The 24,602-nt window shown below is 50.0% G+C and carries 18 protein-coding genes; 11 read left to right on the plus strand and 7 right to left on the minus strand.

All coding sequences use genetic code 11. The features are described 5' to 3' along the window. Positions 1 to 100 precede the first annotated feature (100 nt). The 3 genes from V1603_RS05765 to V1603_RS05775 are packed head-to-tail and all read left to right on the plus strand — an operon-like array spanning position 101 to position 7,019. Positions 101 to 2,461 carry an N-6 DNA methylase gene (locus V1603_RS05765; RefSeq protein ID WP_395313597.1) on the plus strand — a complete coding sequence of 787 codons (2,361 nt, stop codon included), beginning with the start codon at positions 101 to 103 and terminating at the stop codon, positions 2,459 to 2,461. Then, complete coding sequence (locus tag V1603_RS05770; protein WP_395313598.1) at positions 2,461 to 3,774, plus strand: restriction endonuclease subunit S; 1,314 nt, start codon at positions 2,461 to 2,463, stop codon at positions 3,772 to 3,774. The genes V1603_RS05765 and V1603_RS05770 overlap by 1 nt, the downstream gene beginning before the upstream one ends. Then, positions 3,771 to 7,019, plus strand: coding sequence for a type I restriction endonuclease subunit R (locus V1603_RS05775; RefSeq protein WP_395313599.1), 3,249 nt, complete (start codon positions 3,771 to 3,773; stop codon positions 7,017 to 7,019). Before V1603_RS05770 ends, V1603_RS05775 begins: the two co-directional genes overlap by 4 nt. Before the next feature lie 95 nt (positions 7,020 to 7,114). Here V1603_RS05775 and mcrC read toward each other — a convergent pair whose 3' ends face one another. Together mcrC and V1603_RS05785 are read right to left on the minus strand one after the other, a co-directional pair. After that, positions 7,115 to 8,161 (minus strand): 5-methylcytosine-specific restriction endonuclease system specificity protein McrC, encoded by a 1,047-nt coding sequence (mcrC, locus tag V1603_RS05780; RefSeq protein ID WP_395313600.1) that lies wholly within the window; start codon positions 8,159 to 8,161, stop codon positions 7,115 to 7,117. Next, positions 8,161 to 9,555, minus strand: a complete 1,395-nt coding sequence (locus V1603_RS05785) for an MrcB family domain-containing protein (protein ID WP_395313601.1) — start codon at positions 9,553 to 9,555, stop codon at positions 8,161 to 8,163. Before V1603_RS05785 ends, mcrC begins: the two co-directional genes overlap by 1 nt. Before the next feature lie 232 nt (positions 9,556 to 9,787). Between V1603_RS05785 and V1603_RS05790 the strand changes: the two genes are divergently transcribed. Then, a complete protein-coding gene (locus tag V1603_RS05790) occupies positions 9,788 to 13,306 on the plus strand; it encodes an AAA domain-containing protein (protein WP_395313602.1) in 3,519 nt (1,172 codons plus the stop codon). Positions 13,307 to 13,601: 295 nt separating this feature from the next. On the opposite strand, the gene V1603_RS05795 is transcribed toward V1603_RS05790, so the two are convergent. Both V1603_RS05795 and V1603_RS05800 read right to left on the minus strand, forming a co-directional pair. Beyond that, positions 13,602 to 14,186 (minus strand): class I SAM-dependent methyltransferase, encoded by a 585-nt coding sequence (locus V1603_RS05795; RefSeq protein ID WP_395313603.1) that lies wholly within the window; start codon positions 14,184 to 14,186, stop codon positions 13,602 to 13,604. Further along, positions 14,186 to 15,199: an HNH endonuclease gene (locus V1603_RS05800; protein WP_395313604.1), complete on the minus strand. Its 1,014-nt coding sequence runs from the start codon at positions 15,197 to 15,199 to the stop codon at positions 14,186 to 14,188. The genes V1603_RS05795 and V1603_RS05800 overlap by 1 nt, the downstream gene beginning before the upstream one ends. A 638-nt stretch (positions 15,200 to 15,837) precedes the next feature. Between V1603_RS05800 and V1603_RS05805 the strand changes: the two genes are divergently transcribed. The 4 genes from V1603_RS05805 (at position 15,838) to V1603_RS05820 (ending at position 18,250) form a co-directional block, all read left to right on the plus strand. Further along, positions 15,838 to 16,353 (plus strand): DUF2778 domain-containing protein, encoded by a 516-nt coding sequence (locus tag V1603_RS05805; protein ID WP_395313605.1) that lies wholly within the window; start codon positions 15,838 to 15,840, stop codon positions 16,351 to 16,353. Beyond that, positions 16,334 to 16,852: a hypothetical protein gene (locus V1603_RS05810; RefSeq protein ID WP_395313606.1), complete on the plus strand. Its 519-nt coding sequence runs from the start codon at positions 16,334 to 16,336 to the stop codon at positions 16,850 to 16,852. The genes V1603_RS05805 and V1603_RS05810 overlap by 20 nt, the downstream gene beginning before the upstream one ends. A 1-nt stretch (position 16,853) precedes the next feature. Continuing rightward, positions 16,854 to 17,339 (plus strand): Hcp family type VI secretion system effector, encoded by a 486-nt coding sequence (locus V1603_RS05815; protein ID WP_008501360.1) that lies wholly within the window; start codon positions 16,854 to 16,856, stop codon positions 17,337 to 17,339. Positions 17,340 to 17,782: 443 nt separating this feature from the next. Beyond that, positions 17,783 to 18,250: a SymE family type I addiction module toxin gene (locus V1603_RS05820; RefSeq protein ID WP_163330728.1), complete on the plus strand. Its 468-nt coding sequence runs from the start codon at positions 17,783 to 17,785 to the stop codon at positions 18,248 to 18,250. 58 nt (positions 18,251 to 18,308) lie between these two features. On the opposite strand, the gene V1603_RS05825 is transcribed toward V1603_RS05820, so the two are convergent. Both V1603_RS05825 and trpS read right to left on the minus strand, forming a co-directional pair. Beyond that, positions 18,309 to 18,680: a hypothetical protein gene (locus tag V1603_RS05825; RefSeq protein ID WP_163330729.1), complete on the minus strand. Its 372-nt coding sequence runs from the start codon at positions 18,678 to 18,680 to the stop codon at positions 18,309 to 18,311. A gap of 573 nt (positions 18,681 to 19,253) precedes the next feature. Next, entirely contained in the window at positions 19,254 to 20,258 is a 1,005-nt protein-coding gene (gene trpS, locus V1603_RS05830) for a tryptophan--tRNA ligase (RefSeq protein WP_395313607.1), read from the minus strand. A 199-nt stretch (positions 20,259 to 20,457) separates the two neighbouring features. On the opposite strand from trpS, the gene fosA reads away from it, so the two are divergent. Continuing rightward, positions 20,458 to 20,883 (plus strand): FosA/FosA2 family fosfomycin resistance glutathione transferase, encoded by a 426-nt coding sequence (gene fosA / locus V1603_RS05835; RefSeq protein ID WP_395313608.1) that lies wholly within the window; start codon positions 20,458 to 20,460, stop codon positions 20,881 to 20,883. On the opposite strand, the gene V1603_RS05840 is transcribed toward fosA, so the two are convergent. Beyond that, positions 20,869 to 21,876 (minus strand): LacI family DNA-binding transcriptional regulator, encoded by a 1,008-nt coding sequence (locus tag V1603_RS05840; protein WP_395313609.1) that lies wholly within the window; start codon positions 21,874 to 21,876, stop codon positions 20,869 to 20,871. The two genes, fosA and V1603_RS05840, sit on opposite strands and share 15 nt — an antisense overlap. Before the next feature lie 185 nt (positions 21,877 to 22,061). On the opposite strand from V1603_RS05840, the gene V1603_RS05845 reads away from it, so the two are divergent. Together V1603_RS05845 and V1603_RS05850 are read left to right on the plus strand one after the other, a co-directional pair. Continuing rightward, positions 22,062 to 23,150, plus strand: coding sequence for a cellulase family glycosylhydrolase (locus V1603_RS05845; RefSeq protein ID WP_395313610.1), 1,089 nt, complete (start codon positions 22,062 to 22,064; stop codon positions 23,148 to 23,150). A 50-nt stretch (positions 23,151 to 23,200) separates the two neighbouring features. Beyond that, on the plus strand, positions 23,201 to 24,595 hold the full coding sequence (locus V1603_RS05850; RefSeq protein WP_395313611.1) for an MFS transporter: 1,395 nt from the start codon (positions 23,201 to 23,203) through the stop codon (positions 24,593 to 24,595). Positions 24,596 to 24,602 lie beyond the last annotated feature (7 nt).

The raw sequence follows: 24,602 nt of genomic DNA on the forward strand, positions 1-24,602 counted from the left end.
GATAGCCTTTATAGCGGGTATGATTTTGCGCACTGGATTCCAAAAATGAATATTTGCCTGTGCACATTTGCATTATGGCTGCGATCTCCCCGAGGGTTTCATGACTAACACTAACTTTTCCCAAACGGCTGCGTTTATCTGGTCGGTGGCCGATCTGCTGCGCGGTGATTTCAAACAGTCTCAGTACGGGCGCGTGATCCTGCCTTTTACGCTATTGCGTCGTCTAGAGTGTGTGCTGGCGGAGACCAAAGATGCGGTTGTGGCGAAATATGATGAATTAAAAACCAGCCCACTGCCGGAAGATGCCAAAGAGAAGTTTCTGCTGCGCGCCAGCGGCCTCTCCTTCTTCAATACCTCGAAGATGGATCTGGGGAAGATGGGGCAGAACGACATCAAAGCCAACCTGGAAAGCTACGTACAGGCGTTCTCCCCGGACGCGCGTGAAATCTTCGAACACTTCAAATTCAGTGAGTTTGTCGGACTGCTGGAAGACGCCAACCTGCTGTTCAAAGTGGTGAAGAAATTCGCCACTACCGACCTTAGCCCGAAAGCCATTTCCAACTATGAAATGGGTCTGGTGTTTGAAGAGCTTATCCGTCGTTTTGCGGAAAGCTCCAACGAGACCGCCGGTGAGCACTTTACTCCACGCGATATCGTGCGTCTGACAACTTCACTGGTATTTATGGAAGATGACGAAGCGCTAACACAGGACGGTATCATCCGCACCATTTATGACCCGACGGCCGGGACCGGCGGCTTTCTCTCTTCGGGCATGGAATATGTGCATGAGCTGAACCCTAACGCGGTTATGCGTGCCTTTGGTCAGGAGCTGAACCCGGAATCCTACGCAATCTGTAAAGCCGACATGCTGATCAAAGGTCAGGACGTCAGCCGTATTAAGCTGGGCAATACCCTCTCGAACGACCAGCTGCCGCTGGATCAGTTCGACTACATGCTCTCTAACCCACCGTTTGGCGTGGACTGGAAAAAGATTGAGGGCGAGATTAACGACGAACATACGCAGAAAGGTTTTAACGGTCGCTTTGGCCCGGGCCTACCGCGTGTCTCCGACGGCTCACTGCTGTTCCTGATGCATCTGATCAGCAAAATGCGCGACAACCACAATGTGGATGGCACCGTGAGCAACGGCGGGCGTATCGGGATTATCCTTAACGGTTCCCCACTATTCACCGGCGGTGCGGGTAGCGGTGAGAGCGAAATCCGTCGCTACATTCTGGAAGCCGACTTGCTGGAAGGCATTGTCGCGCTGCCAACGGATATGTTCTACAACACCGGTATTGCCACCTACGTCTGGATCCTCTCCAACAAGAAAGCGCCTGAGCGTAAAGGCAAAGTACAGCTGATTGATGGCACCAACCTGTGCGGCAAAATGCGTAAATCGCTGGGTTCCAAGCGCAACCTGATGGGCGAAGACGATATTAAGCTTATTACCCAGACCTTCGGTAATTTTGAGGTCGTGGATGCCACCACTCTGGAAGAGCTTGGTCTGGAAAAAGCCGCCGAGCAAAAATCCAGCCGCGGTCGCCAGCCTGCCACTACTAAAACCGAAGCGCCGAAAACCTTCGCCAGTAAAATCTTTAACAGCACCGACTTTGGCTATCGCCGCCTGACCATTGAACGCCCGCTGCGTTTATCTGCTCAGGTGACGGATGAGGCAATTGCGACGCTGCGCTTTGCGCCGAAGCCGTTTAACGCGCCGATGGAACGCCTGTATGAAGAGTTCGCAGCCCAATGGCAGGAAGACACCTATGGTGATTTCTCCGAACTGGAAGCAGAAGCACGCGCCATTATTAAAGCCGAGTTCGCGGAATTGAAAGAGAAGCAGATTAAAGACCTGCTCGACAGCAAACTGTGGCTGGCGCAGCGCGGATTGATGGAAAAAGCACAGCAGATTCAGGCTGCTCTGGGTACGCAGGCCGGTGGTAAAACGTTAGTGAGCAATGACTTCAACCAGTTCCAGCTGACCCTGAAAGGGGCCATCAAAACGGCTGGCGTGAAGCTGGATGCGAAAGAGAACAAGCAGTTTATCGATGCTATCACCGCCAAAAACCCGGATGCCGAGCCGGTGGTGAAGAAGGCGCTGAAAGAAGCCGCTCAGCCGCTGTACGGTGCGTTTGAATACAAAGGCAAGGTTGTTGAGTTTGAGCAGGACGGCGAGCTGCGTGATAACGAAAACGTGCCGCTGAACCCGGCGGTATCCACCAGCGACCTGATTGAAAACTATTTCGAGTCTGAAGTACTACCGCACGTGAATGACGCGTGGATCAACGCTGATAAGCGTGATGCGAAAGATGGTGAGGTGGGGATTGTGGGTTATGAAATTCCGTTTAACCGCCATTTTTACGTCTATCAACCACCGCGCCCGTTGGAAGAGATCGATGCCGACCTGGACGCGGTCAGCGCCGAGATTATGAAGCTGCTGCAGGAGGTACATTCCTGATGGCTAAGTATAAGGCGTATCCGGAGTATAAGGATTCTGGGGTTGAGTGGCTGGGGCCAATACCTAAATCCTGGACTGTTTGTAGATTGAAAAACTTGGCGACAATAAAAAACGGCCAAGATTATAAATCTGTTCAGACTGAAGATGGCTATCCAGTTATGGGGTCAGGTGGACAATTTACGTTCGCATCTAAATTTATGTATGACAAGCCATCTGTATTACTTGGACGCAAAGGAACCATCGACAAGCCATTATATATAAATGAGCCATTCTGGACTGTTGATACAATGTATTACACAGAGTTAAATGAAGGTTTTAATGCAAAATACCTTCATTATCTGGCGCTCACGATACAGTTTTCTCGTTATTCTACAAATACAGCCCTGCCAAGTATGACTCAGGAGCATTTGAGTAATTATAAATTTTCCGTACCAAAGGCTGAGTCAGAACGGAAGAAAATAACCGAGTTTTTAGATCTCGAAACCGCAAAAATCGATAACCTAATCGAGAAGCAACAGCAGCTAATTGAACTTCTGAAAGAAAAACGTCAGGCAGTCATTAGCCATGCCGTTACAAAAGGGCTAAACCCTGATGTGCCGATGAAAGATTCTGGTGTTGAGTGGTTGGGGGACGTGCCGGCTCATTGGACTGTGACTAAAGTAAAGAATGTTTGTTATCTTATCGATGGAGATCGAGGCGTTAATTATCCAAATGAAAGTGATTATGTTGATAATGGAATCCCATTCTTTTCTTCAAAGAACATTACTGATTTTGAACTCACGACAAATAATTTAAGTTATATCTCTACTGCGAAATTTAACTCTCTTGGAAGAGGGAAGCTTAAACATAATGATCTTATCATAACTGTTCGTGGCACAATTGGGCATGTAGCTAAGTTTGATAGAAATATAATTGGTTGTGATACTGGTTTTATTAATGCTCAAATGATGATTATGCGACCAAAAGAAATGTTAACTCAATTTATTTTACTTGTGAGTGAAAGTTTATATTGGAAGCAACAATTGAATGTGTCTGCATATGGATCCACAGTAAAACAGTTATCAAATGAAGTTATAGGTAATTTTAAAATCTGCCTTCCTCCCGCAGAGGAATTAATTGCTATTGAAAATTATTTAGATAGCTTAAATAAAATGTATTCCAAATTAATTGGTAATGTTTTACATCAAATTGAACTGATGCAAGAACGCCGCACCGCCCTTATCTCCGCCGCCGTCACCGGAAAAATCGACGTCCGTGACTGGGTTGCGCCAGATACACAGGAAGCTGAGGAGTCACAGGAGGTCATCGCATGAGCATGGACAGCACCAAAGAGCTGATTTTCCAGAGTGAAATGATTGCTCAGATGGAAGCAAGAGGCTGGATTTGTGGCAAAACCGACGGCTACGATCGCGAACGAGCGCTGTATTCCCAAGATGCACTGATCTTTGTGCAGACCACGCAGCCGCAGGAGTGGGAGAAGTTTGCCAAAATTTATCCTACCGATACCGAGCGTCATTTCCTTGATGCGCTGGTGGCTCAGCTGAAAAAAGCGGATATCAACGCCACCGATGTTTTGTCTCGTACTTACGGCACTTTAGGCGTGCTGCGTCATGGTATCAAAAGCCATAACGCACGCTTTTCCCTGTGCCAGTTTAAACCGGAACATAACCTTAATCCGGAAACCCTGACGCGCTACAAACAGAATATCTGCCGTATTGTGCCGGAACTGGTTTACAGCCCGCATGCGTCGAACGCTGCATTTGAAGAAACGGGTAGTAAGGCAAAGAAATGGCGTATCGACCTGGTGCTGTTCGTCAATGGCCTGCCGGTGGCGACGCTGGAACTGAAGTCTGAATTTAAGCAGGCGGTGCAAAACGCCATTACGCAATATAAGAAAACGCGTTTGCCGAAGGATCCTGGCACCAACAAACCTGAGCCGCTGCTGACCTTTAAACGCGGCGCGCTGGTGCACTTTGCCGTCAGCCAGTACGAAGTGTTTATGGCGACCAAGCTCGAGGGCGATAAAACCTTCTTCCTGCCGTTTAACAAAGGTACCCATGACGGCGGTGCGGGGAACGACATCCCGGAAGATGCCAATGACTACGCCACCAGCTACCTGTGGAATGAGGTGCTGCTGCCAGACAATCTGCTGAAAATTCTCGCCAGTTTTGTGCATCTGCAAATCGTTGAAAAAGAAGATGCCATTGGCCTGAAGTACAAAAGCGAGAGCCTGATTTTCCCACGCTATCACCAGTGGGACGTGGTGAACAAACTGATCACTGCCGCCACAGTGGAAGGCACCGGCAATAAATACCTGATTCAGCACAGCGCGGGGTCGGGCAAATCCAACTCTATCGCCTGGACGGCCCATCAGCTTTCCCGCCTGTACGATGAAAATGGCGAGAAGCAGTTCCACTCGGTGATTGTGGTGACGGACCGCACCGTGCTTGACGACCAGCTGCAGGACACCATCTATCAGTTTGAACATCAGGACGGCGTGGTCGGGCGTATCAATAATAAAGAGGGCGACGGCTCTAAATCGGAGAAGCTGGCGAGTGCGCTGGAAAACTCGCAGCCGATCATTATCGTCACCATCCAGACCTTCCCGTTTGTCCTGAAGGCGATTGAAAATAGCGTCAGCCTGAAGCAGCGAAGATACGCGGTGATTGCCGATGAAGCGCACTCCTCGCAGAGCGGTTCTACGGCGCGTCAGCTGAAAGAAGTGCTGATGACCGAAGAAGTGGATGACGATGTGGAAATGTCTTCTGAAGATATTCTGGATGCCACCGTCGCCTCGCGTAAGGGCAGCAACAATCTCAACTATTACGCCTTCACCGCCACACCGAAAGCCAAAACGCTGGAGCTGTTTGGCCGTCGTCCCAACCCACAGGAACCGGCATCGAAAACGAACAAACCGGAAGCGTTCCACGTTTACTCTATGCGTCAGGCCATCGAAGAAGGCTTTATTCTTGATGTGCTGAAGAACTACACCAACTACAAAGTGGCGTACAAGCTGCTGCAAAAGCTGGACGATCCTGATCGGGAAGTGGACAGCAAGAAAGCGAAGATCAAACTGAACCAGTGGGTGTCGCTGCACGATCATAATGTGTCGCAGAAAGTGAAGGTGATTGTTGAGCACTTCCGCAAGCATGTTATGCACTTACTGGCCGGCCAGGCAAAAGCGATGGTGGTGACCAGTTCGCGTAAAGCAGCAGTGCGCTACAAGCTGGCATTTGATAAATACATCGCCGAGCATAAGTACGACAAGATTAGCGCAATGGTGGCATTCTCCGGGGAAGTGGAATTCCATGAAGATGACCACAACAGCCTTGCGCTGCTTAACCAGAAGTTCACCGAGATCAATATGAACCCAGGACTTAAAGGCCGGGATATGCGTAAAGCGTTTGATACCGATGACTACCAGGTGATGCTGGTAGCCAACAAATTCCAGACCGGTTTTGACCAGCCCAAGCTCTGCGCTATGTATGTGGATAAAAAGCTGGGGGGCGTGGAGTGCGTACAGACGCTGTCGCGCCTGAACCGTACCTATCCTGGGAAGGCACAGTCCGGCACCTTTGTGCTCGATTTCTATAACGAGCCGGACGAGATTTTGGGGGCTTTCCAGCCGTACTACCAGACAGCGGAACTGACGGATGTCAGCGATCCGCAGTTGGTCTTTGAGCTTTATGAAAAGCTCCGCACCAGCGGTATTTTCCTGTGGAACGAAGTGGAGCAGTTCTGTGAGGCGTTCTTCAGCAAAAACAAATCCAACGCTGCCATCAGCAATATCTGCAAACCTGCGGTGGAGCGCTGGAAGCATCGCTACACTTCGGCAATAGATGCCTATGTGCTGGCCAAAGAGATGTTTGAACGCACCAAGAAGACCGGTGATGTTGTGCTGATCACCAATGCGGAAAACACCTTCAAAGATTGCGAGAAAGAAAAAAGTAAGCTGGATATCTTCAAGAAAGATCTCGGCAGCTTTGTTCGCTTTTACGAGTTTATGTCGCAAATCGTCGATTATGACGACAAGAACCTTGAAAAGCTGAGCCTGTTTGCCCGCCATCTGCGTCCGTTGCTGCATGAGCAGCGTATCGAAGAAGACGAGATTGATTTAAGCAATGTGGAGATGAGCCATTATCGCCTGTCTAAACTTCACGAACAGCACCTGAAGCTGCAAGAGGATGCAGAGGAATACAAAATCAAACCGGGTAATGATGTCGGAACGGCGAAACCAAAGGACAAGAAAGAGGAGTTTCTTTCAAATATACTGGCTCGTCTGAACGAGCTTTTTGTCACCGATAATCTGACCGATAAAGACATGATCAATTATGCCTTTGCGGTGCGCGACAAGCTGTCAGAAAATCAGGCGGTGATGACTCAGATCGCGAACAATACGCGCGAACAAGCGATGTTGGGTGATTTCCCGAAGGCGATTGATGATGCCGTTATGGACAGCAACGAAGCCCAGCAGGAGATGATGGTGCAATATCTCTCTAATCCTGAACTGGCGAAGGGCTTTGCCCGCGTGGTGTTTGATATGTTGAAAGGGGCTTAGCAATTATTCGATTCAAGGGGCGCCGGAGTGACGAGTGGCTGAATTATAAATAATATTCGGTTACCCCTTGATCTTATAGACCATTATCTAATTAATTATTCTAAATTTTCGGTAAAGATAGATAATAGATCTTTATGAATCTGCGTCCATTCTTGATCAAGATTTATAGTACATAACCCCACATCGAAACCGCTAACATTATATCGATGTTTTACTGCTCCCTTAACATGAGGATAAATTAGCAATCCGCTAATTTTATGACCTTGCGTAGGTTTATAGGCCAATAAATAATTAATCAGCTGATAGAGGTTAGATGAGTGAAACTTTTGCGTTTCGTTACGGCTAGAAAAGATATTCTTATAATATTTTGCATCAACTATTAATGTTCTGCTATTGCTAGTAATTGTTATGTCTGTTTCCATTCGCGGTAAGAAAGTTAAATTTTTATCAGTGTCACTATATGCATCCCATTTCAAATATGAGCGTTTAACTTCAGCGTTTTGTAATTCTCGCATGCAAAAACAATATAAAAACTCCTGATAAAGAAGCGACATTTTACGTTCATCACGCTCAAAATCATAAAAACGATAGCTACCATTTTTTTGATTGCTTATCGAATTGTCTGCAATAAACTTGCATAAACTAATCGCGAATTTGTAGTGACGATTACCAGCCCTAATTTTCACTTTATTGAAGTGAAGGGGAGATAAATTAATTTCTCTCACTTCTGGCATCCTTGCTCTAATGGATCGAGATTCTTCTCGGATGATTTTATTTAAATTTTCATTTTTTATTAATACAGTCAGAGTACTTTTAATAATTTCGTTTGCAAGCGTATCCGGATTTAGATCATCAAAAGTACTGACTGTTTTTCCTTGTATCATATGTAAACCTCGGAGTGTTTGAGTGAGATTCACCCTTCCTTTTACTCCTGAGATTAGTTCCGTATTTGGCTGGTAATCCAGCTCAAACCCCCGACGAGAAAGATAAAGAACATATTTATTTAAAGCATGTCCGAGTATATCTAGTAAGTTATTGGCCGGTATTGCATCAAGATTTACTATTTTAGCATCCTGTAAATGATTCCATGCATAAGTCAGCATATAATAGATGTTACGTATTGGGATCGCTGGCTGATGCATTATATGTCCTCAAGTAACAGGTCGAGCCAGTTTTGTTTTTTACCAGGATTATCAAACCAATACTCTTCAAGCAACGGCGCTATATCTGAAAAAACAATTGTTCTGAACCATTCCACATTTGGTTGATTGCCATCATCTAAACCATTGCAAAAATAGCTATGCCCGATCCTATAACCCTTTCCGAGTATTTCAGGATCTTTACTAATTTCATTATTTAATTGCAACATTTTGAAACATAATGATTCGACGAATTCAGGCTCGGCTTTGTTATCCAGTAAGAAAGTACGAAATCGCTCTGTTTCAAATCCGGGTTCGATATCAATAAATGAAAAGCGTCTGCGGAGAGCGTAGTCGACGACTGCCAGAGAACGGTCTGCTGTATTCATTAAACCAATAATATAGACGTTAGCAGGTATATAAAATTGTTCACTATAATTTTCCGAGTAGGTAAGAGGTATTGCCCAGTTCGCACCACGCTTATCATGTTCAATAAGCATCATGACTTCGCCAAAAACCTTGCTTAAATTCGCCCGATTAATTTCATCGATGATAAAAACATGTTTTTTATCTGGCTCTTTCAGAGCCTTCTGACAGAAGCTATAAAAAATCCCATCTTTCCGTTGGAAGCCATCACCATTTGGGCGATAACCCTGTACGAAATCTTCATAACTATAAGATGGGTGAAACTGGATCATACCAACTCTTTGTGAGTCCCTTTCTTCCATAAGCAGATAAGCCAGTCGGCGAGCTACGAAGGTTTTGCCTACTCCGGGTGGACCTTGCAGAATGACGTTTTTCTTTACCACCAAACGCTTAATAATTGTTTCTATTGTTGATTGAGGAATAAAGAGGTCGTTCAATGCATTGTTTATATCGTAGGGCTTTTTGACCATAGTAATGGAGTGAGGATCTGGATGGGGCAATACTTTGGAACTGGAAAATAATTTTTTGTATACATTGATTGTTTTTTCTATTTCTTCATCAAATTTTACGTAATCAATTCCATTGGAAACTTTTTGTGAGAATGCATAGTAAGACTGACCATATTTCTTTGGGTATATCCCAAGGTTAGTATGTAAATATTCTCTAATCGTCACTGGTATATCAGAGTTAAAGTGCCATTGAAGTTGAGGAATCTTTGTATCACTTATCCCATAAGCAAGTATAAGTTCGTCAAAATCTTTATAATAAAGTATGACAGGATAGATACCATGAGACACTTCCTGACCCTCAGCAAGAAATGCAATCCAGGGAACAGAACTGTAATTACCAAAGCCGAAACTAACCTTCACCTTAAGTCCATGAAGCGTATCTGGATAGTCTTTAGTTGATTGTGAAATTTTCTGATCGGCCTGTTCAACAAATTTTTCAAGCCATGATTGAACTGATAGCATTTCTACTCCTTACGAGAAGTCTATCGTGCATTATGACGCCCACTAGGACGAATCGCTACTGTTAATCGTAACAGTTCGAACTCTTCAGTGAATATATTCTGTCTTTGAAATCAGTTCCTTCGTGCATGCCAAATAATTATTGCGATCCCGCTCGCAACGTGGACAATACTTAATCATATGAAGAATTTATATCTGCGAAATCAATAATTTCATTTAAGTCACGGGATGGGGAATGGACAGTAACACTCAGGGATTCACTTCATACTGGCGTAATACCTTAGCTGATGCCGAGTCTGGAAAAGGGGCATTTGAGTGCAAAGATGAAGAGTCATTTACTCAGTGGATGAATGTCGAGCGGGGCAGGTTGGATGAAGAGATCGTGCAAGCGTTCTTCGAGGGCGAAGACGAGCAGGTTAAGACCGTCGAGGTGATGTTACGGCCGCAGGTATGGATCCGCCTGTTAAAGCATGGCAAGGAACGCAAGGCAGGCGCACCAGGTATAGTTACGCCTCTGGTTACTTCCGCACTGTTGAACCGAGAGGGCTTTTTGTTCCCCGCATCTCCTGCAACCATTCCCCGTGACCTGCTTGAACCTCTCCCTAAAGGTACCTTTTCTATTGGTGAGATGACGGAATATGACAGGTACAAAACCACACATGATTCGGTCACTTTTGGTCCCGGAGATGAGGGTGAACCGCGCGAGGAAACAAACGAACAACGGGCGGAACGATATGTTCGCTATAAGCAGTTGTGGCAAAAGTATCTGAAAGACACAAATGAACTTTTAAAAAGTGTGGCCGGGAAATGGCTTGATGCACCAGAGCAATATGAGCCGGCTGGATATGGCTATGTGATTAAAGCCAACCAGCCTGGCGGAGCCAGCATTCATATCCTGCCTATGTACGATCATTTGCTGTCGTGCAAAAAAGAGGTGCCTTTACTTGCGCGCTTTGCTTCAAAAGAGAAGTCTTCTGTTGAGTCACTCCTTGCCAGCAATGCTATGTTCAGTGAGCGTCTGGGCCATTCTGGCGATAAATTCCCTCTGGCTGTCGCACAGCGCGATGCCCTAAGCCATTATCTCACTCAGAAGCCGGGCGATATTCTTGCTGTGAACGGTCCTCCGGGAACCGGAAAAACCACACTGGTGCTCTCTATCATTGCCACGGAGTGGGCGAGGGCGGCGCTTAACAAAACTGAACCACCAGTGGTGATTGCGACTTCAACCAACAACCAGGCGGTTACCAACATTATTGAGGCGTTCGGAAAAGATTTTGCTACCGGCAGTGGGCCTATGGCCGGACGTTGGTTACCTGATGTAAAAAGCTTTGGCGCTTACTTCCCGTCTTCAAGCCGAAAAGCCGAGGCAGCAAAAAAATACCAGACGGAAGACTTTTTTAACTGCGTTGAATCCCTTGAATATGTAGAAGATGCCCGGTTCTTTTTCCTTGAAAAGGCAAGTGCAGCATTTCCGACTGTGGAATGCCATTCACCTGAACAGGTTGTGGATCTCTTGCATCAGCGTTTAGTTGAACTCTCTGCAGAGCTTGAGCAAATAGAGCCTGCGTGGGACAGCCTGAACGCAATCCGTCAGGAGCGACATGCCATCAGTGACAATCTCGAGCAGTATATTCAGGACAAGAGGACGTTACTGCTCGATAGCACAAATGAAATCTCGCTATTAACGCAGGGAAAAAAACAGTGGGAACAATATCGCGCCGGTGAGTCGTTCATGTTTGCTCTCTTCTCCTGGCTTCCCGCCGTTCGTACTAAGCGTCACTATCAAATGAAGCTGTTTTTGGAGGCTACGTTTGGCGAAAGAATGACTGCATTCCAGGGAACTCTGCCTAATGGAATTGATGCTTTTATCGATGACCTGATTGCACAATCGCATAATGAACAGACCGGGTATCAGCAGCAGATCGATATTGCTGAGGACATTTCCCGACGTGAAAGCGAAGCGGCACTGCGCTGGCGCGAGATTACTCGCTCACTGGGAAATCAGGACGAAACAGAGTTGAGTCTGCGCGAAGCCGATGAACTTGCCGATACACAGCTCCGTTTCCCGGCGTTTCTGCTGGCGACGCATTACTGGGAAGGTCGGTGGCTGATGGACATGGCTGCCATAGATAATATTCAAAAAGAAAAAGGTCGTACTGGTGCGAAAAGTACAAAGGCCCGCTGGCAGCGTAGAATGAAGCTAACGCCCTGTGTAGTTATGACGTGCTTCATGTTTCCTTACCATATGAAAACCAGCGAATTTGTCGGCGGCAATAAGAAATTCGACGATAACTATTTATATAACTTTGCCGATTTACTAATTGTCGACGAAGCGGGGCAGGTGCTTCCTGAGGTTGCCGCAGCCTCCTTCGCACTGGCGAAGAAAGCCCTGGTGATTGGTGACACAGAGCAGATTGCGCCTATCTGGAATAGCTTGCCCGGTATTGATATCGGCAACATGGTTGAGGAGAATATCCTTCCTGGGGGTACTCAAGAAGAACTTACCGAATCTTATGCCCTAGTGTGTGACTCAGGAAAGAGTGCAGCATCTGGCAGTGTCATGAAGATCGCCCAGTTTAACTCGCGTTATCAATATGATCCGGACTTTGCGAGGGGGATGTATCTGTACGAACACCGTCGCTGTTTCGATAACATCATTGGCTACTGTAATACCCTCTGCTACCACGGTAAGTTGCAGCCCAAACGAGGGGAAGAAAAAGAGACAATATTTCCTGCAATGGGATATTTGCATATTGATGGTAAAGGTATGCAGGCTAGTGGAGGAAGCCGTTATAACGCATTTGAAGCTGAGACGATAGCTGCGTGGCTAGCTGCGCACAAAGAGGAAATCGAGCGTCATTATGGCGAACCTCTACATAAAGTAGTGGGGGTTGTTACCCCATTTTCGGCACAAGTCAGTACGATTAAATCGTCATTACGTAAGCTGGATATTAATTGTAGTGGCGATGAAAATTCGCTGACAGTCGGTACTGTTCATTCATTGCAGGGGGCGGAAAGGGAGATTGTGCTGTTCTCTCCTGTATATTCGAAGCATGAAGATGGCAGTTTTATTGACAGCGACAGCAGCATGCTGAACGTCGCCGTTTCGCGTGCGAAAGACAGCTTCCTGGTCTTTGGCGATATGGACCTCTTTGAGATCCAACCCGGATCGTCACCCCGGGGGCTGCTGGCGAAATACCTGTTTGCTTCTACTGATAATGCGCTGCAGTTTGAGTTTCAGGAGCGCCAGGATTTAACTACCTCGCAAACGCAGATTTCAACCCTGCACGGGGTGGAGCAACATGATGCGTTTCTGAACCAGACTTTTGACTCCATTAATCAGAGTATTACTATCGTTTCCCCGTGGCTCACCTGGCAAAAGCTGGAACAGACGGGTTTCCTGGCGTCGATGTCTCAGGCGCGCGCCCGTGGTATTGATATCACGGTAGTGACGGATAAGTCGTCTAACACAGATCATGCTGATTTTGAAAAGCGTAAAGAGAAACACCAGCGCCTGAATGAAGCCCTGGAAAGGTTGGATGAGATGGGCATCACAACGAAGCTGGTTAATCGTGTTCACAGTAAGATTGTGGTGGGTGATGAGGGGCTACTCTGCGTCGGTTCCTTTAACTGGTTTAGCGCCGCGCGTGAGGAAAGATATCAGCGATACGATACGTCGATGGTCTATCGCGGTGATAGCTTAAAAGCTGAGATCAAAACGATTTATTCCAGCCTTGAGCAGCGGCAGTTATAAAACTGTAGTAAGTGCCTGAACACACCGATACGTTATTGGGTGTTCAGGCCTGACGCTCTGACAGATTTTTGCCGTGTACTGCTCGTGGAGATGTAAGTATGAGCAGCATAAGAAAGATAAAGGCTGAAGCACTATTCGACGTGTTCGACGGAGAAATTGCCTATACAGAGGCGTAGGAATGTTCTCCCACTGGGAAATCTGGCGTGGCCAGCGCACTGGAGACATCAACAGAATCATGCTGGCGATGATGAAAACCGCATCGAGATACTCCGTGTCGATTAGCACCGACTAATGATCAAGCGGCGGTTTTTCGTATTACCCCATTCAGCCATGCCTCATCCCTGTCCGGGCGGTTATCCTGTGTCGTCCAAAGCGAAGCTATCTCAATCCCCGGAACCGCCCTCAGCAACTCCTGCAATCCCTCTTCATCCAGATCCGTAAACCGTCTTTCACCCTGCACGCGCTCACCGTTGCCATACTTAAAGGATACATACCAGACGCCGCCAGGCTTAAGCGCATCCGCAATCTTCTGCATCACTTTAGGCAACTCAGAAGAGGGGACATGCAGCAAAGATGCACAACACCAGATCCCATCGTACTGCGCTTTACCGTCGATCTCTGAAAATGTCATCAACTGCACGGGTAACCCGGTATGTTGCCTTGCCAGTTCCACCATCGCGGAAGAGGCATCAAAAGCATCCACAAGATAGCCCCTCTCATGAAATGCTTTTGCGTCTCGTCCTGAACCGCAGCCCGCATCCAGAACACGGCCACCGTTAGGCAGATGTTGGGTGAAGGCCTCGTAAAGCGGGGTCATATCGACATTGACCGTGCCATTGAAGAAATCCTGTGCGTGATTCTGATAGTAGTGAAGTGTCATTAAAACGTTGCCTCGCCTTCCGCGTTGGGTTTCCAGGTATGGATAAGTTTGTCCAGCGCGGCCTGCCAGTTACGCTGAAGAAAGCTTTTCCGTGCTTCAGGACGCAGCCCTGTCTGTTGAACAATCGTCTCATGTAACGGCAGTTTGCTCTGAATAAAATATTCATTGCGGGTGTGTAACCGCTGCAGGAGCCTGAGGTCGGGAATGCGTGCAGATTTGCCTTCAACGCCACGGTTACAGCACCGACAGGCCAGCACTAAATTCCATACGCCGTTAATATTGCTCACTTCATGGCGGGCAGCCCAGGGAATAAAGTGGTCGACGTCCGCCAGTTCTGCGTCTCCCGGTACCAGGCTGATGGGTTTGAAGCAGTAAAAACACCGTCCTTTCTGGTAACCATTCAGGCTGTCGCGACAGCTGGTGATGTCTACGCGACGCGCGTTCACCCTCGTGAACAACAGCTGATTATCTTCATCAAACTCCACGCCCGCAAGGTTACGTGAAATCCCCATCGACCAGGCCTGTTCGACCAGGTTCCAGCGAGCATTGGTTTCAAAGGCGAGGTTTTTATACTGCAGGCGTTCGCCCAGTAAATAGAAGTTATCCGTCAGTCGGATCCCGTTGTGGGTTTTGCGCTCATCAAGGAAAAAACGTTTATCGATCTCGCCCTGGTTCACGTAATGAAAGGCATCAATCACATTGTTAAAGCCAAGGCGCACCGTCGCTTCAATGAGCTGGGCGTGGGTGATTTCACCTCTGTTGAACTTCAGGCAGGTTTCCAGAAATTGACTGCTGCGGGAGGTGATCTGCTTTGGCGCATGCTTCATGTGCTCGCAAAGATAGCGGCTGAACGGCACAGCAAGCTGGTCGAGCGTTATCAAATCGCTGCCCGTCTTATCCACTTCATACAACGCCGACGCCAGCGCAAATTTGTAAGATGCGACGTTCCTTCCAAAGAGGATCACACCACGCCAGTAGTTCTCAAGCGTCGGATCGGCCTGATAAAATTCCATCGATGAAGTCCTGTTACGGTTGGCTGGGCAGGGCGTTACTAAAGCCTGTAACAGGATCACATAACAAAATCAGGGTGATGTAAATCGTTAATCTATAGGTTTGATGAATTTTTGTAGGATCTGAGAAGAAGGGCTGGATGCGACGAATTTGTCGTCTAAATTAATTTAACGAATGAATAGATTTCTGGATGAGGAAAATAAGACTGATTTTCAAGCCAGCGATTTACCAGTATCCGCCAAACCCATTCCCTGAATCCCCCTGGTATTTCCCAATTTTACCTGTCGCAAAACCGCTGTATTTATATTCAGTTCTGTATAATAGGCAGCGGTAATTACGCCAGTCGGAAAAACGCCTCTTCATGGGGATGTTCTCATGTGGCTTATGAAGACATTACTAACATCAGGGAGCAGGTCACTCTGCCAGCGGTTCGGTCACGCCCCTGAGGGCACATGGTCAACTTGATAAACCTAGCTTCCTGATACACCTCTGATGTTACCGCTTAACGGCCTTACACGTTGTCTTACCACCAACGGGCTATTATCTGAAAATCAGAGATCTCCCGGCAGAAAACTTTCTTATGTCCGAATGCGTAGGAGTACGATAAGCCAACAAGTCATTATAGATAAAAGGGTTATCTATGGCTCTACATGGAAAGTTCGTAATTAATGATGCGTACTATTCCCCGTTATCGTTTCCTGGTATAGGCACGTTTTTAGCTTTCTCTGGTAATGGTGCTTACCGTAATCGTGGGGCATGTGGAATGATCCCCAAAGAGGGGCCAGTACCAGCGGGTAAATACTGGATTGTTGACCGCCCTCAGGGTGGACTCAAGTCACAGCTAAACACAGTGGGAAGAGACATTTATAATCACTTCGCCAATGGTGCAACATTCAAACATTCTGAATGGTTCGCATTATGGCGTGATGATTGGGGGATCGACGATTACACATGGATTGAGAGCGTTAAGCGTGGCAATTTCCGTTTGCATCCAGGCGTACTATCAGAAGGTTGTATCACTCTCCCACATGATTCTGATTTTGCCATGTTGCGTAATGCTCTGTTGAGAAGCCAAAGAATAGATGTTCCTTGCATGAGGAAGCTACAGGCATACGGCACGATTGAGGTGATCTCCAGTGGCAAAACATGCCCTTAGTTTATTCATTAAGATAGTGCTGTTCGCTGTTGTTGTGCTGATCGTTGCTGAAATGGTTCCGTATGATGGATTAGTTAATTCTATTACGGGGCTTTTCGATTTCCAAAGCGCCGACAAGTTTACCCGCTTCATTTTGGGTGAACCTGATTTAGAAGTTTGGGAATCGTTAGACGGCTATTTTAGCATCTTAATCAATACATTAATCAGCGTACCTGTCATGAGCGCGATTACCACGGCGTACAGTGGCGCGACACAAAAAGTTAGTCCAGCTGGCATCCCCGGAGAGTGGTTCAGTTCCACATTGCGACGGTTAGCTAAAATCTTCGGGTTTACCTTCCTGTTTTGGGCGTTATTTCGCTTACTGCCTTATCAGTCTTTATTCCCGGATCAAACGTATTCAAATTTCACAATGGCGGCGATTGTGGGCTTTCAGTTGCTCTTAACGATTGTTTGCTACTGGTTCATCACGAAGAAAATCACAACTAAAAGGAGTTTGTAAAATGCCTATTCCGGCTTACATGTGGCTTAAGGACGATGGCGGCGCAGACATTAAAGGAGCTGTAGACGTTCAGGATCGTGAGGGGAGTATAGAGATTGTTGGCTTTAGTCATGGTCTGAACATTCCAGTAGACAGTGCCAACGGGAAGATTACTGGCAAGCGTTCACATTCTCCGATGATGATTGAAAAGGAGTTTGATAGCTCCAGCCCGTACCTATACAAAGCCGTTGCCACCGGTCAAACGTTGAAAAGTGCGGAGATTCGCTGGTATCGCATTAACCATGCAGGACAAGAAGAGTGCTACTTCGTCATGACCATTGAGGGTGTGAAAGTGACGGGCATTAACCCAGGGATGCCAAACGCTAAAATGGCAGGAAACTCGCAGATCAACCACATGGAATCTGTTTCCCTGATGTATGACAAAATCACCTGGCGTTATGTTGATGGTAATGTCCAGTATACGGACGATTGGAACGTAAGAGCGTAACAAATAGAAAGGAGGCATTGAGTGCCTCCTCTTTATTAACGCTTATCCTCTCAAGGGAACCTGTCCGTAATGCTGTATAACTGCCATCGTATTAAAGGTGATCGCTCAGTCGGTCACCGAACTTGATAATAAAACGACTCATGGCCAGCCCGCAGATCGGCGAATGGTTGCTCTGAGGTCCATGCGGGCGCTCACCTTATATTCTGATAGTCCTCGCTGCGTAATTTCCCTGACCCAACCCTTTTCCTGAATCTCCCTCGCAAATTTCAAATTTATCCCACGCCAAACCGCTGTATTTATATTCAGTCCTGTATAATAAGCACCAGAAATTACGCCGAACGGCAAAGGAAGTATCAAAGAATATTTAAAGAGAGAATTCGCGATATGAAGGTGCTGCAACACCCCCATACCGCTAACCACAACCAACTATAAGGGAGTTGAAAATGGCTGCGACGAATTTTAAGCCAGAGTTTACTGTTTGCAAAACAGAATCAGACGCTTTCACCGGCATGATTGAAAACCGCGAGCTGGTACGCAAAAACAGCGCCCGCCGACTTCACGGCAACCCGCCCAACGCGGCGCCCGTCCATCCCCGCGCGGAAACGCCGCAGGACAGCGCCGCCTGCTGCGAACTCTATGCACGCATAGACATGAAATATCTTCTTCTGGGCGGCGACTGGTTAAAACGCGCGGGTTTCATCAATGGCATGCCAGTGAAAATCCGCGCCATGAAAGACTGCATTGTGATTACGCCACAGCATACAAGAGAATTATGGGGATGCCTGGAAGGTATGAGCGTGGTGAATATAAATAAAAAGAAAGTCGCGCAGTGGTTGAAGACGTTTCCGGGAGCGCTAAATGATACGGGTGATATGCCGGTGATTAAGCGTGGGAGTGGGAAGGCTGTTTAAACTTCAAGCCAGTCTGCACGGGCATGTGAGGACATGCCCGCACTACGCTAAAAATAACTCAAACATCATGTCTTTGTTCTCTGACAGCCTTAACCAGTACAGCATGGAGTTCGCCAACGGTTAAATCGCGTATCACAGGTTCACGTATGCCACGTATCCTGCGAATCAAACGGCAGATACCGAAGTAATCTATGCCTTCGGTACTAAAGAGGAATTCATTTGCAGCGAGAGAAAAAGTTTTCTCATAACCATCTTCTTCAGTGACGAGCGTAACGCCAAACGCTGCCTCGCAGTCTTCAATTAGGGCATCGCCATCCATGCCGCAGATATCAAGGTCAGCTTCGATTAGGGTTTTTTCATCGATGCGCTTGCGATGATGTCCAGATGACTGGCGTACAACCTCAATGACCTGCGAAAGAGTGGGGTACATTATGTTGGATTCCGTGAGTGAAGAAATGACGTAGACATTTATTAACAGACCGAGTTAACGCCTGGGACTTATAATTGATGGTCCAAAGAAAACCAAAACAACCCACGCAAACATCCCAATGATTTTTAACGGCCAGGGTTCGAATACATCAAAGCACACAATTGCGCCTATAACTAATAGTGGTCCTCCCAATAATTCCAGTATTCCTTCTAAGATAGATAACTTATGAGGCAATACACGATTTAGTAAAACGGCCATGAAATGTGCGCATCCTAAAGTGATGGTTATAGCTATTGTGCATTCTTTCCAGTTATCAGTGACGCCCACGCATATGAGGCATAACACAATCACAAATACACAAAGTAACGTATTCAGCATGGAAATAATAAACTTACTCATAGCAGTTGCCGTGGCGTTTAAAATATTAAGAGTCTATGAATATAGCGCTCTTAACAGAATGACAAACGACATTGACTAATAATGCATTTAAGAATTTTTGCTCCTCGCTGATTTCCGTAATAATCAAGTTAGCGGCTTCATGCCAATTCCACGCACTCCACCGCTAAATCTAACTTAACTAAACACCGGCACCCCCAGCCCAACCTTCACCTCCCTCAACGTCTCTTGCGTCACCCCCTGCGCCCGCTCGGTCCCGCGCTTCAGCATCGCCATCAATTCCCCCTTGTCCTGCATATACATCGCCCTCCGCTCCCGCATCGGCGCAATCAGCTCCTGCAAACACCCCTCCAGCTCGTTCTTACATACCCGGTCCCCAAGCCCGCCCGCCTGATAGTGCGCCTTCATTGCCGCCACTTTCTCCTTGTCCGGATGAAACGCGTCGAGGTACGTAAACACCACGTTCCCCTCAATCTGCCCCGGGTCGCTCACCTTCAGGTGGTTCGGGTCGGTGTACATGGCGCTGACCGCACGGTGAATGGTCTCTTCGCTGGCCGACAGGTGCAGCGTGTTGCCCAGCGATTTTGACATCTTGGCGCTGCCGTCGATGCCGGGCAGGCGGCTGGTGTCGCTCAGCATCGCCTTGCAGTGGCGCAGCACCGGGGCGGGCAGCAGGCTGTTCATCTTGTGCACAATCTCGTTGGTCTGCTCAATCATCGGCAGCTGGTCGTCGCCGACGGGCACGCACTCGGCCTTAAACGCGGTGATGTCCGCCGCCTGGCTGATGGGGTAGGCCATAAACCCGACCGGCAGCGAGCGGGCAAAGCCCTTCTGCGCAATCTCGTTTTTCACCGTCGGGTTACGCTCCACGCGGGCGACGGTGACGATGTTCATATACAGCATCGTCAGCTCGGCGAGGGCGGGCAGGGCGGACTGCAGGCAGACGGTGGTCAGGTTCGGGTCGATGCCGGCGGCGAGGTAGTCGGCCAGCACTTCAGGGATGTTGTCGCGGATTTTTTGCGGGTTGCTGCCGTTGTCGGTCAGCCCCTGCAGGTCGGCAATCAGCACAAACTGGTTGTGCGTCTGCTGGAGCGCCACGCGCTGGCGCAGCGATCCGACGAAGTGGCCGAGGTGCAGCGGGCCGGTTGGGCGGTCGCCGGTGAGGATGGTTTGCTTGTTCATAAAGACTCCTTAACGTTGTAATGCCGAAAGGGGTCTTAGATGTGTGAAAGCCGCCTTTCGGCGGCTATCTGAAAATGGGAAAAACTACTCCGTGCCGCCTTTAAGAAGGCAGCCACCAGCGGTTTACGGTGAGCACGGCGTGGTTTATGTTCATCTCTTTACCGTATCACGTCCGGCGCGAAAAACAAAAGGGCATGTCATGCTGCAATCACTCAACCACCTGACCCTCGCGGTCAGCGACCTGCAAAAAAGCGTCACCTTCTGGCACGAGCTGCTGGGGCTGGCGCTGCACGCCCGCTGGAATACCGGGGCCTATCTCACCTGCGGCGATCTGTGGGTCTGCCTGTCGTACGACGAGGCGCGCCAGTACGTGCCGCCGCAGGAGAGCGACTACACCCACTACGCGTTTACCGTCGCGGAGGCGGATTTTGAACCGTTCTCGCAAAGGCTGGAGCAGGCGGGCGTCACCGTCTGGAAGCAGAACAAAAGCGAGGGGGCGTCGTACTATTTTCTCGACCCGGACGGGCACAAGCTGGAGCTGCACGTGGGCAGCCTCGCCGCGCGGCTGGCGGCGTGTCGAGAGAAGCCCTACGCGGGCATGGTGTTTACCTCAGACGAGGCTTGAGGCGCGCACCTTCAGCCTGCCCGCCAGCGTCACGTGCGTGGCGGCATCTTCCTGATTGCACAGGTACTCCACCGCCAGCCGCCCCAGCTCGCTGTAGGGCAGCTGGATACTGGTCAGCGGCGGGGTGAGCTGCTCGGAAATCTTCTGGTCGTCGTAGCCCGCCAGCAGCATGTCCTGCGGGATGCGCACGCCGTTCACCGCCAGCGCCTGATAGCAGCCAATCGCCAGCCAGTCGCTGGCGCAGAAGATGGCGTCCGGGCGCTCGGTCAGCTCCAGCAGAGAAGTCGTGGCGGTAAAGGACTCGCTGAACTGCCAGTTGGTTTGGCGCACCAGGCTGTCGTCGCACGACAGTCCGGCCTGCTGTAATGCCGCCTGGTAGCCCGCCAGACGCTGGCGCGAGGCCTCCATCCAGCTCTCGCCGGTGATGTGGGCGATGCGCGTGGCCCCGCAGGCGATGAGGTGTTTAGTCACCTGAAAAGCGTTGGCGTAGTCGTCCGGGATAAACGACGGCAGCAGCGGCGAGCCGGGGTCGCGCTGGTTGAGCAGCACCAGCGGGATGCGGGTGCAGTCCTGGAACGCCGTCATGTCCACCAGCGTGGTGACCGGAGACGCGAGAATAATCCCGATGCAGTTACGCTTCTCCAGCTGGCGGATGATGTTCAGCGCCAGCTCGATGTCGTCGCCGTAGTCGTAGACGGTGAGCAACGTCTCGTTGCGCCACGCCGCTTCCCGCGCCTGGCTGATGGCGTCGATAAACGGGTCGAAACTCTGCATGGAGCTCACCAGCAGGGCGATCTCTTCCTGGTTGCGCGGAGCGTGAACGGCGGGGAGGCGGTCGTAGCCGAGCTCGGTAGCCACGTTAATCACCCGCTGGCGGGTGTCGTCGCTGAGCTTGATGTTGCGGGACTGGTTAAGCACCAGCGATACCGTCGCCTGCGACACGCCCGCCGCCCGCGCAATATCGTTCATCGTCACTTTCGTTTTTCGCTTCATCCGTCCTCTCCCTTTCGCGACTTCGCATCATACCCTAACCGCACGCTTTAGCGCCGTCGATCACGTTTCTCATTCATCGAAGCGTGAACTTTGTGAGAGCCGTCGCTTTTCGGTGCGCCGTGATTTGCGCATTTATCCCGCAACTAATATTTATTAGCTAAATATTATCAGTAAGAGGACGCGTAATGAAAGAGCAGTGGAGCAGGGAGCAGGCACAGGCGTGGTACGAGCAAAAAGGCTGGCTGTGCGGGTTCAACTATCTGCCGTCGACGGCGGTGAACTGGACCGATATCTGGCAGGCAGAGACCTTCGATGCCGTAACCATCGAGCGCGAGCTGGGCTGGGCGGCGGAGGCGGGCTATAACACCCTGCGCATCAACTTGCCGTTTATCGTCTGGGAGCACGACCGTGACGGGCTGATGGCGCGCATCGACCAGTTTTTGACGATTGCCGACGGTCACGGGTTCAGCACCATGCTGACCCTGATGGACGACTGCGGCTTCTCCGGCGACGAGCCGTACCTCGGCCCGCAAAAGCCGCCGGTGCCGGGCAAGCACAACAGCCAGGCGGCGGCGAGCCCGGGGCGCGACAAGGTGTGCGATCCCGACTGCTGGCCGCAGATTGAGTACTATATCCGCGACGTTGTTCGCCAGTTCCGCGACGATAAGCGCGTCCTGCTGTGGGATCTCTATAACGAGCCGGGCAACCGCGGCATTTTCGCGACCGGCACGCAGGAGGTGCAGTACGACGCGAAGCTGGAGACCTGCGCCCATGAGCTGATGAAGCTGGCGTTCCGGTGGGTGCGTGAGGAGGACCCGACCCAGCCGCTTACCGTCTGCGCCTGGCGTCTGCCGCCGGGAGAGGAGGGCGAGACGTTCTTCCGGCATCCGCTGGACCAGACCGCACTGGCGCTCTCGGACGTGGTGAGCTTCCACGCCTACACCCACACCGGGCGCATGACGGCGATTATCCAGCAGCTGCAAAAGCTCGGTCGGCCGCTGTTCTGCACCGAATGGCTGGCGCGTCACGTGGGCAGCACCATCGAAGAGCAGCTTCCACTGATGTACGCGGCGAAGGTTGCGCCGTACCAGTGGGGCCTGGTGCGCGGCAAAACCCAGACGTGGCTGCCGTGGCCGGTGGTGATGAAGGAGTCCACGGACTACTGCCGCCTCTGGTTCCACGACGTGTTCGAGGAGAACGGCATTCCGTTCTCGCGCCGTGAAATCGCATTAATGCAGCAGTTGCGCAAGATCGCCCCGAAAGTTCAGGGCTAATAATATCGACCCGGCGGCCGACCGCCGGGCAACCAGGCAGGCATATAACAATGGCAATGACAATGAAAATACCGTCTCGCGAGTTGTGGTCTTATTTTGGCTATGGTTTAGGTCAATGTTTTAGCTTTGGTTTAGTGGGTTCGTTTATTAACTATTTTTACACCGACGTGCTGGGGATCTCGGCGCTGGCGGCGAGCACCATCTTCCTGATTGCCCGCGCGTGGGACGCGGTTCACGATCCGCTGTTTGCCAGCATTATGGACACCATTAACAGCCGGTTCGGCAAGTTTCGCCACTTTTTGCTCATCGCGCCGCTGCTGATCACCGGCGTCACGCTGCTGTCGTTCTATAAAATCGAAGCGGACATGCCCACCAAAATCCTCTACGCCGGGGTGACGTATATCCTGTGGGGGACGCTGTACGCTATCTCTGATATCCCGTTCTGGTCGATGTCGTCGGTGATGACCAACGACTCCGCCCAGCGCACCCGCGCGGTGACGGCGGCAATGCTCGGGGTGAACGCCGGGATTGCCTGCGCCAACATCTTCTTCCCGAAGCTGGCGGCGTTCTTCGCCCAGTACAGCAACGATAAAGGCTACTTTATGGCGGCGCTGGTGATGATGCTGGTGGGTCTGCCGCTGATGCTCAACGGCTTTATGCAGATCAAAGAGCGCGTGCCGCCGAGCCCGGAGAAGGTGACCATCCGCGACACCTTCCACAACCTGCGCCAGAACAAGCCGCTGTTTATCGTCCTGCTGTCGTTCTTTTTCTGCGTGTTCCACAACGTGGCGGGCGGGCTGTATATCTACTTCTTTATCAACAACCTGGGCGACGGCAGCCTGCAGATGGCGATTGGTGTGATGGGGATCGTGGCGGCGGTGCTGTGCCTGGTTGCCCCGATGCTGACGCGCCGGATGCAGAAGCGGAAGCTGTTTATGATCCTCTGCGGGCTGGACGTGGCGGTGCGCGTGGTGATGTGGTTTGTCGGCTATCAGCAGGTGACGATGCTGTTTATTCTGCTCGGCCTGAGCACGCTGTTCGTGATGATGACCAACATCCTCACCTCGTCGATGATTGCCGACACCATCGAGTACGCGGAGTACCACACCCACAAGCGCTGCGCGGCGATTACCTTCTCCGGGCAGACCTTTACCGGCAAGATGTCGGTGGCGGTGGGCGGCGGGTTAATCGGGGTGTTTCTGACGATGATCGGCTACGTGCCGCAGGCGCAAATTCAGAGCGAAGGCGTACTGTCGGGGCTGTTCTTCGGGATCTGTTTGTTACCGGCTATCGGCTCGCTGATCCGAATGGGCTTTATGTCGCGCTTTACCTTCACCGAGGAGAAGCATGCGGAGGTTTGTCGGCTGCTGGCGGAGCGGAACGCGTCTGCGAAAGCGCCGGGTGGCGGCTGCGCCTTACCCGGCCTACAGGACCAGCCCTTGTAGGCCTGAT

Source organism: Enterobacter sp. ECC-219 (genome assembly GCF_043966805.1).
Classification (GTDB): domain Bacteria; phylum Pseudomonadota; class Gammaproteobacteria; order Enterobacterales; family Enterobacteriaceae; genus Enterobacter; species Enterobacter cloacae_N.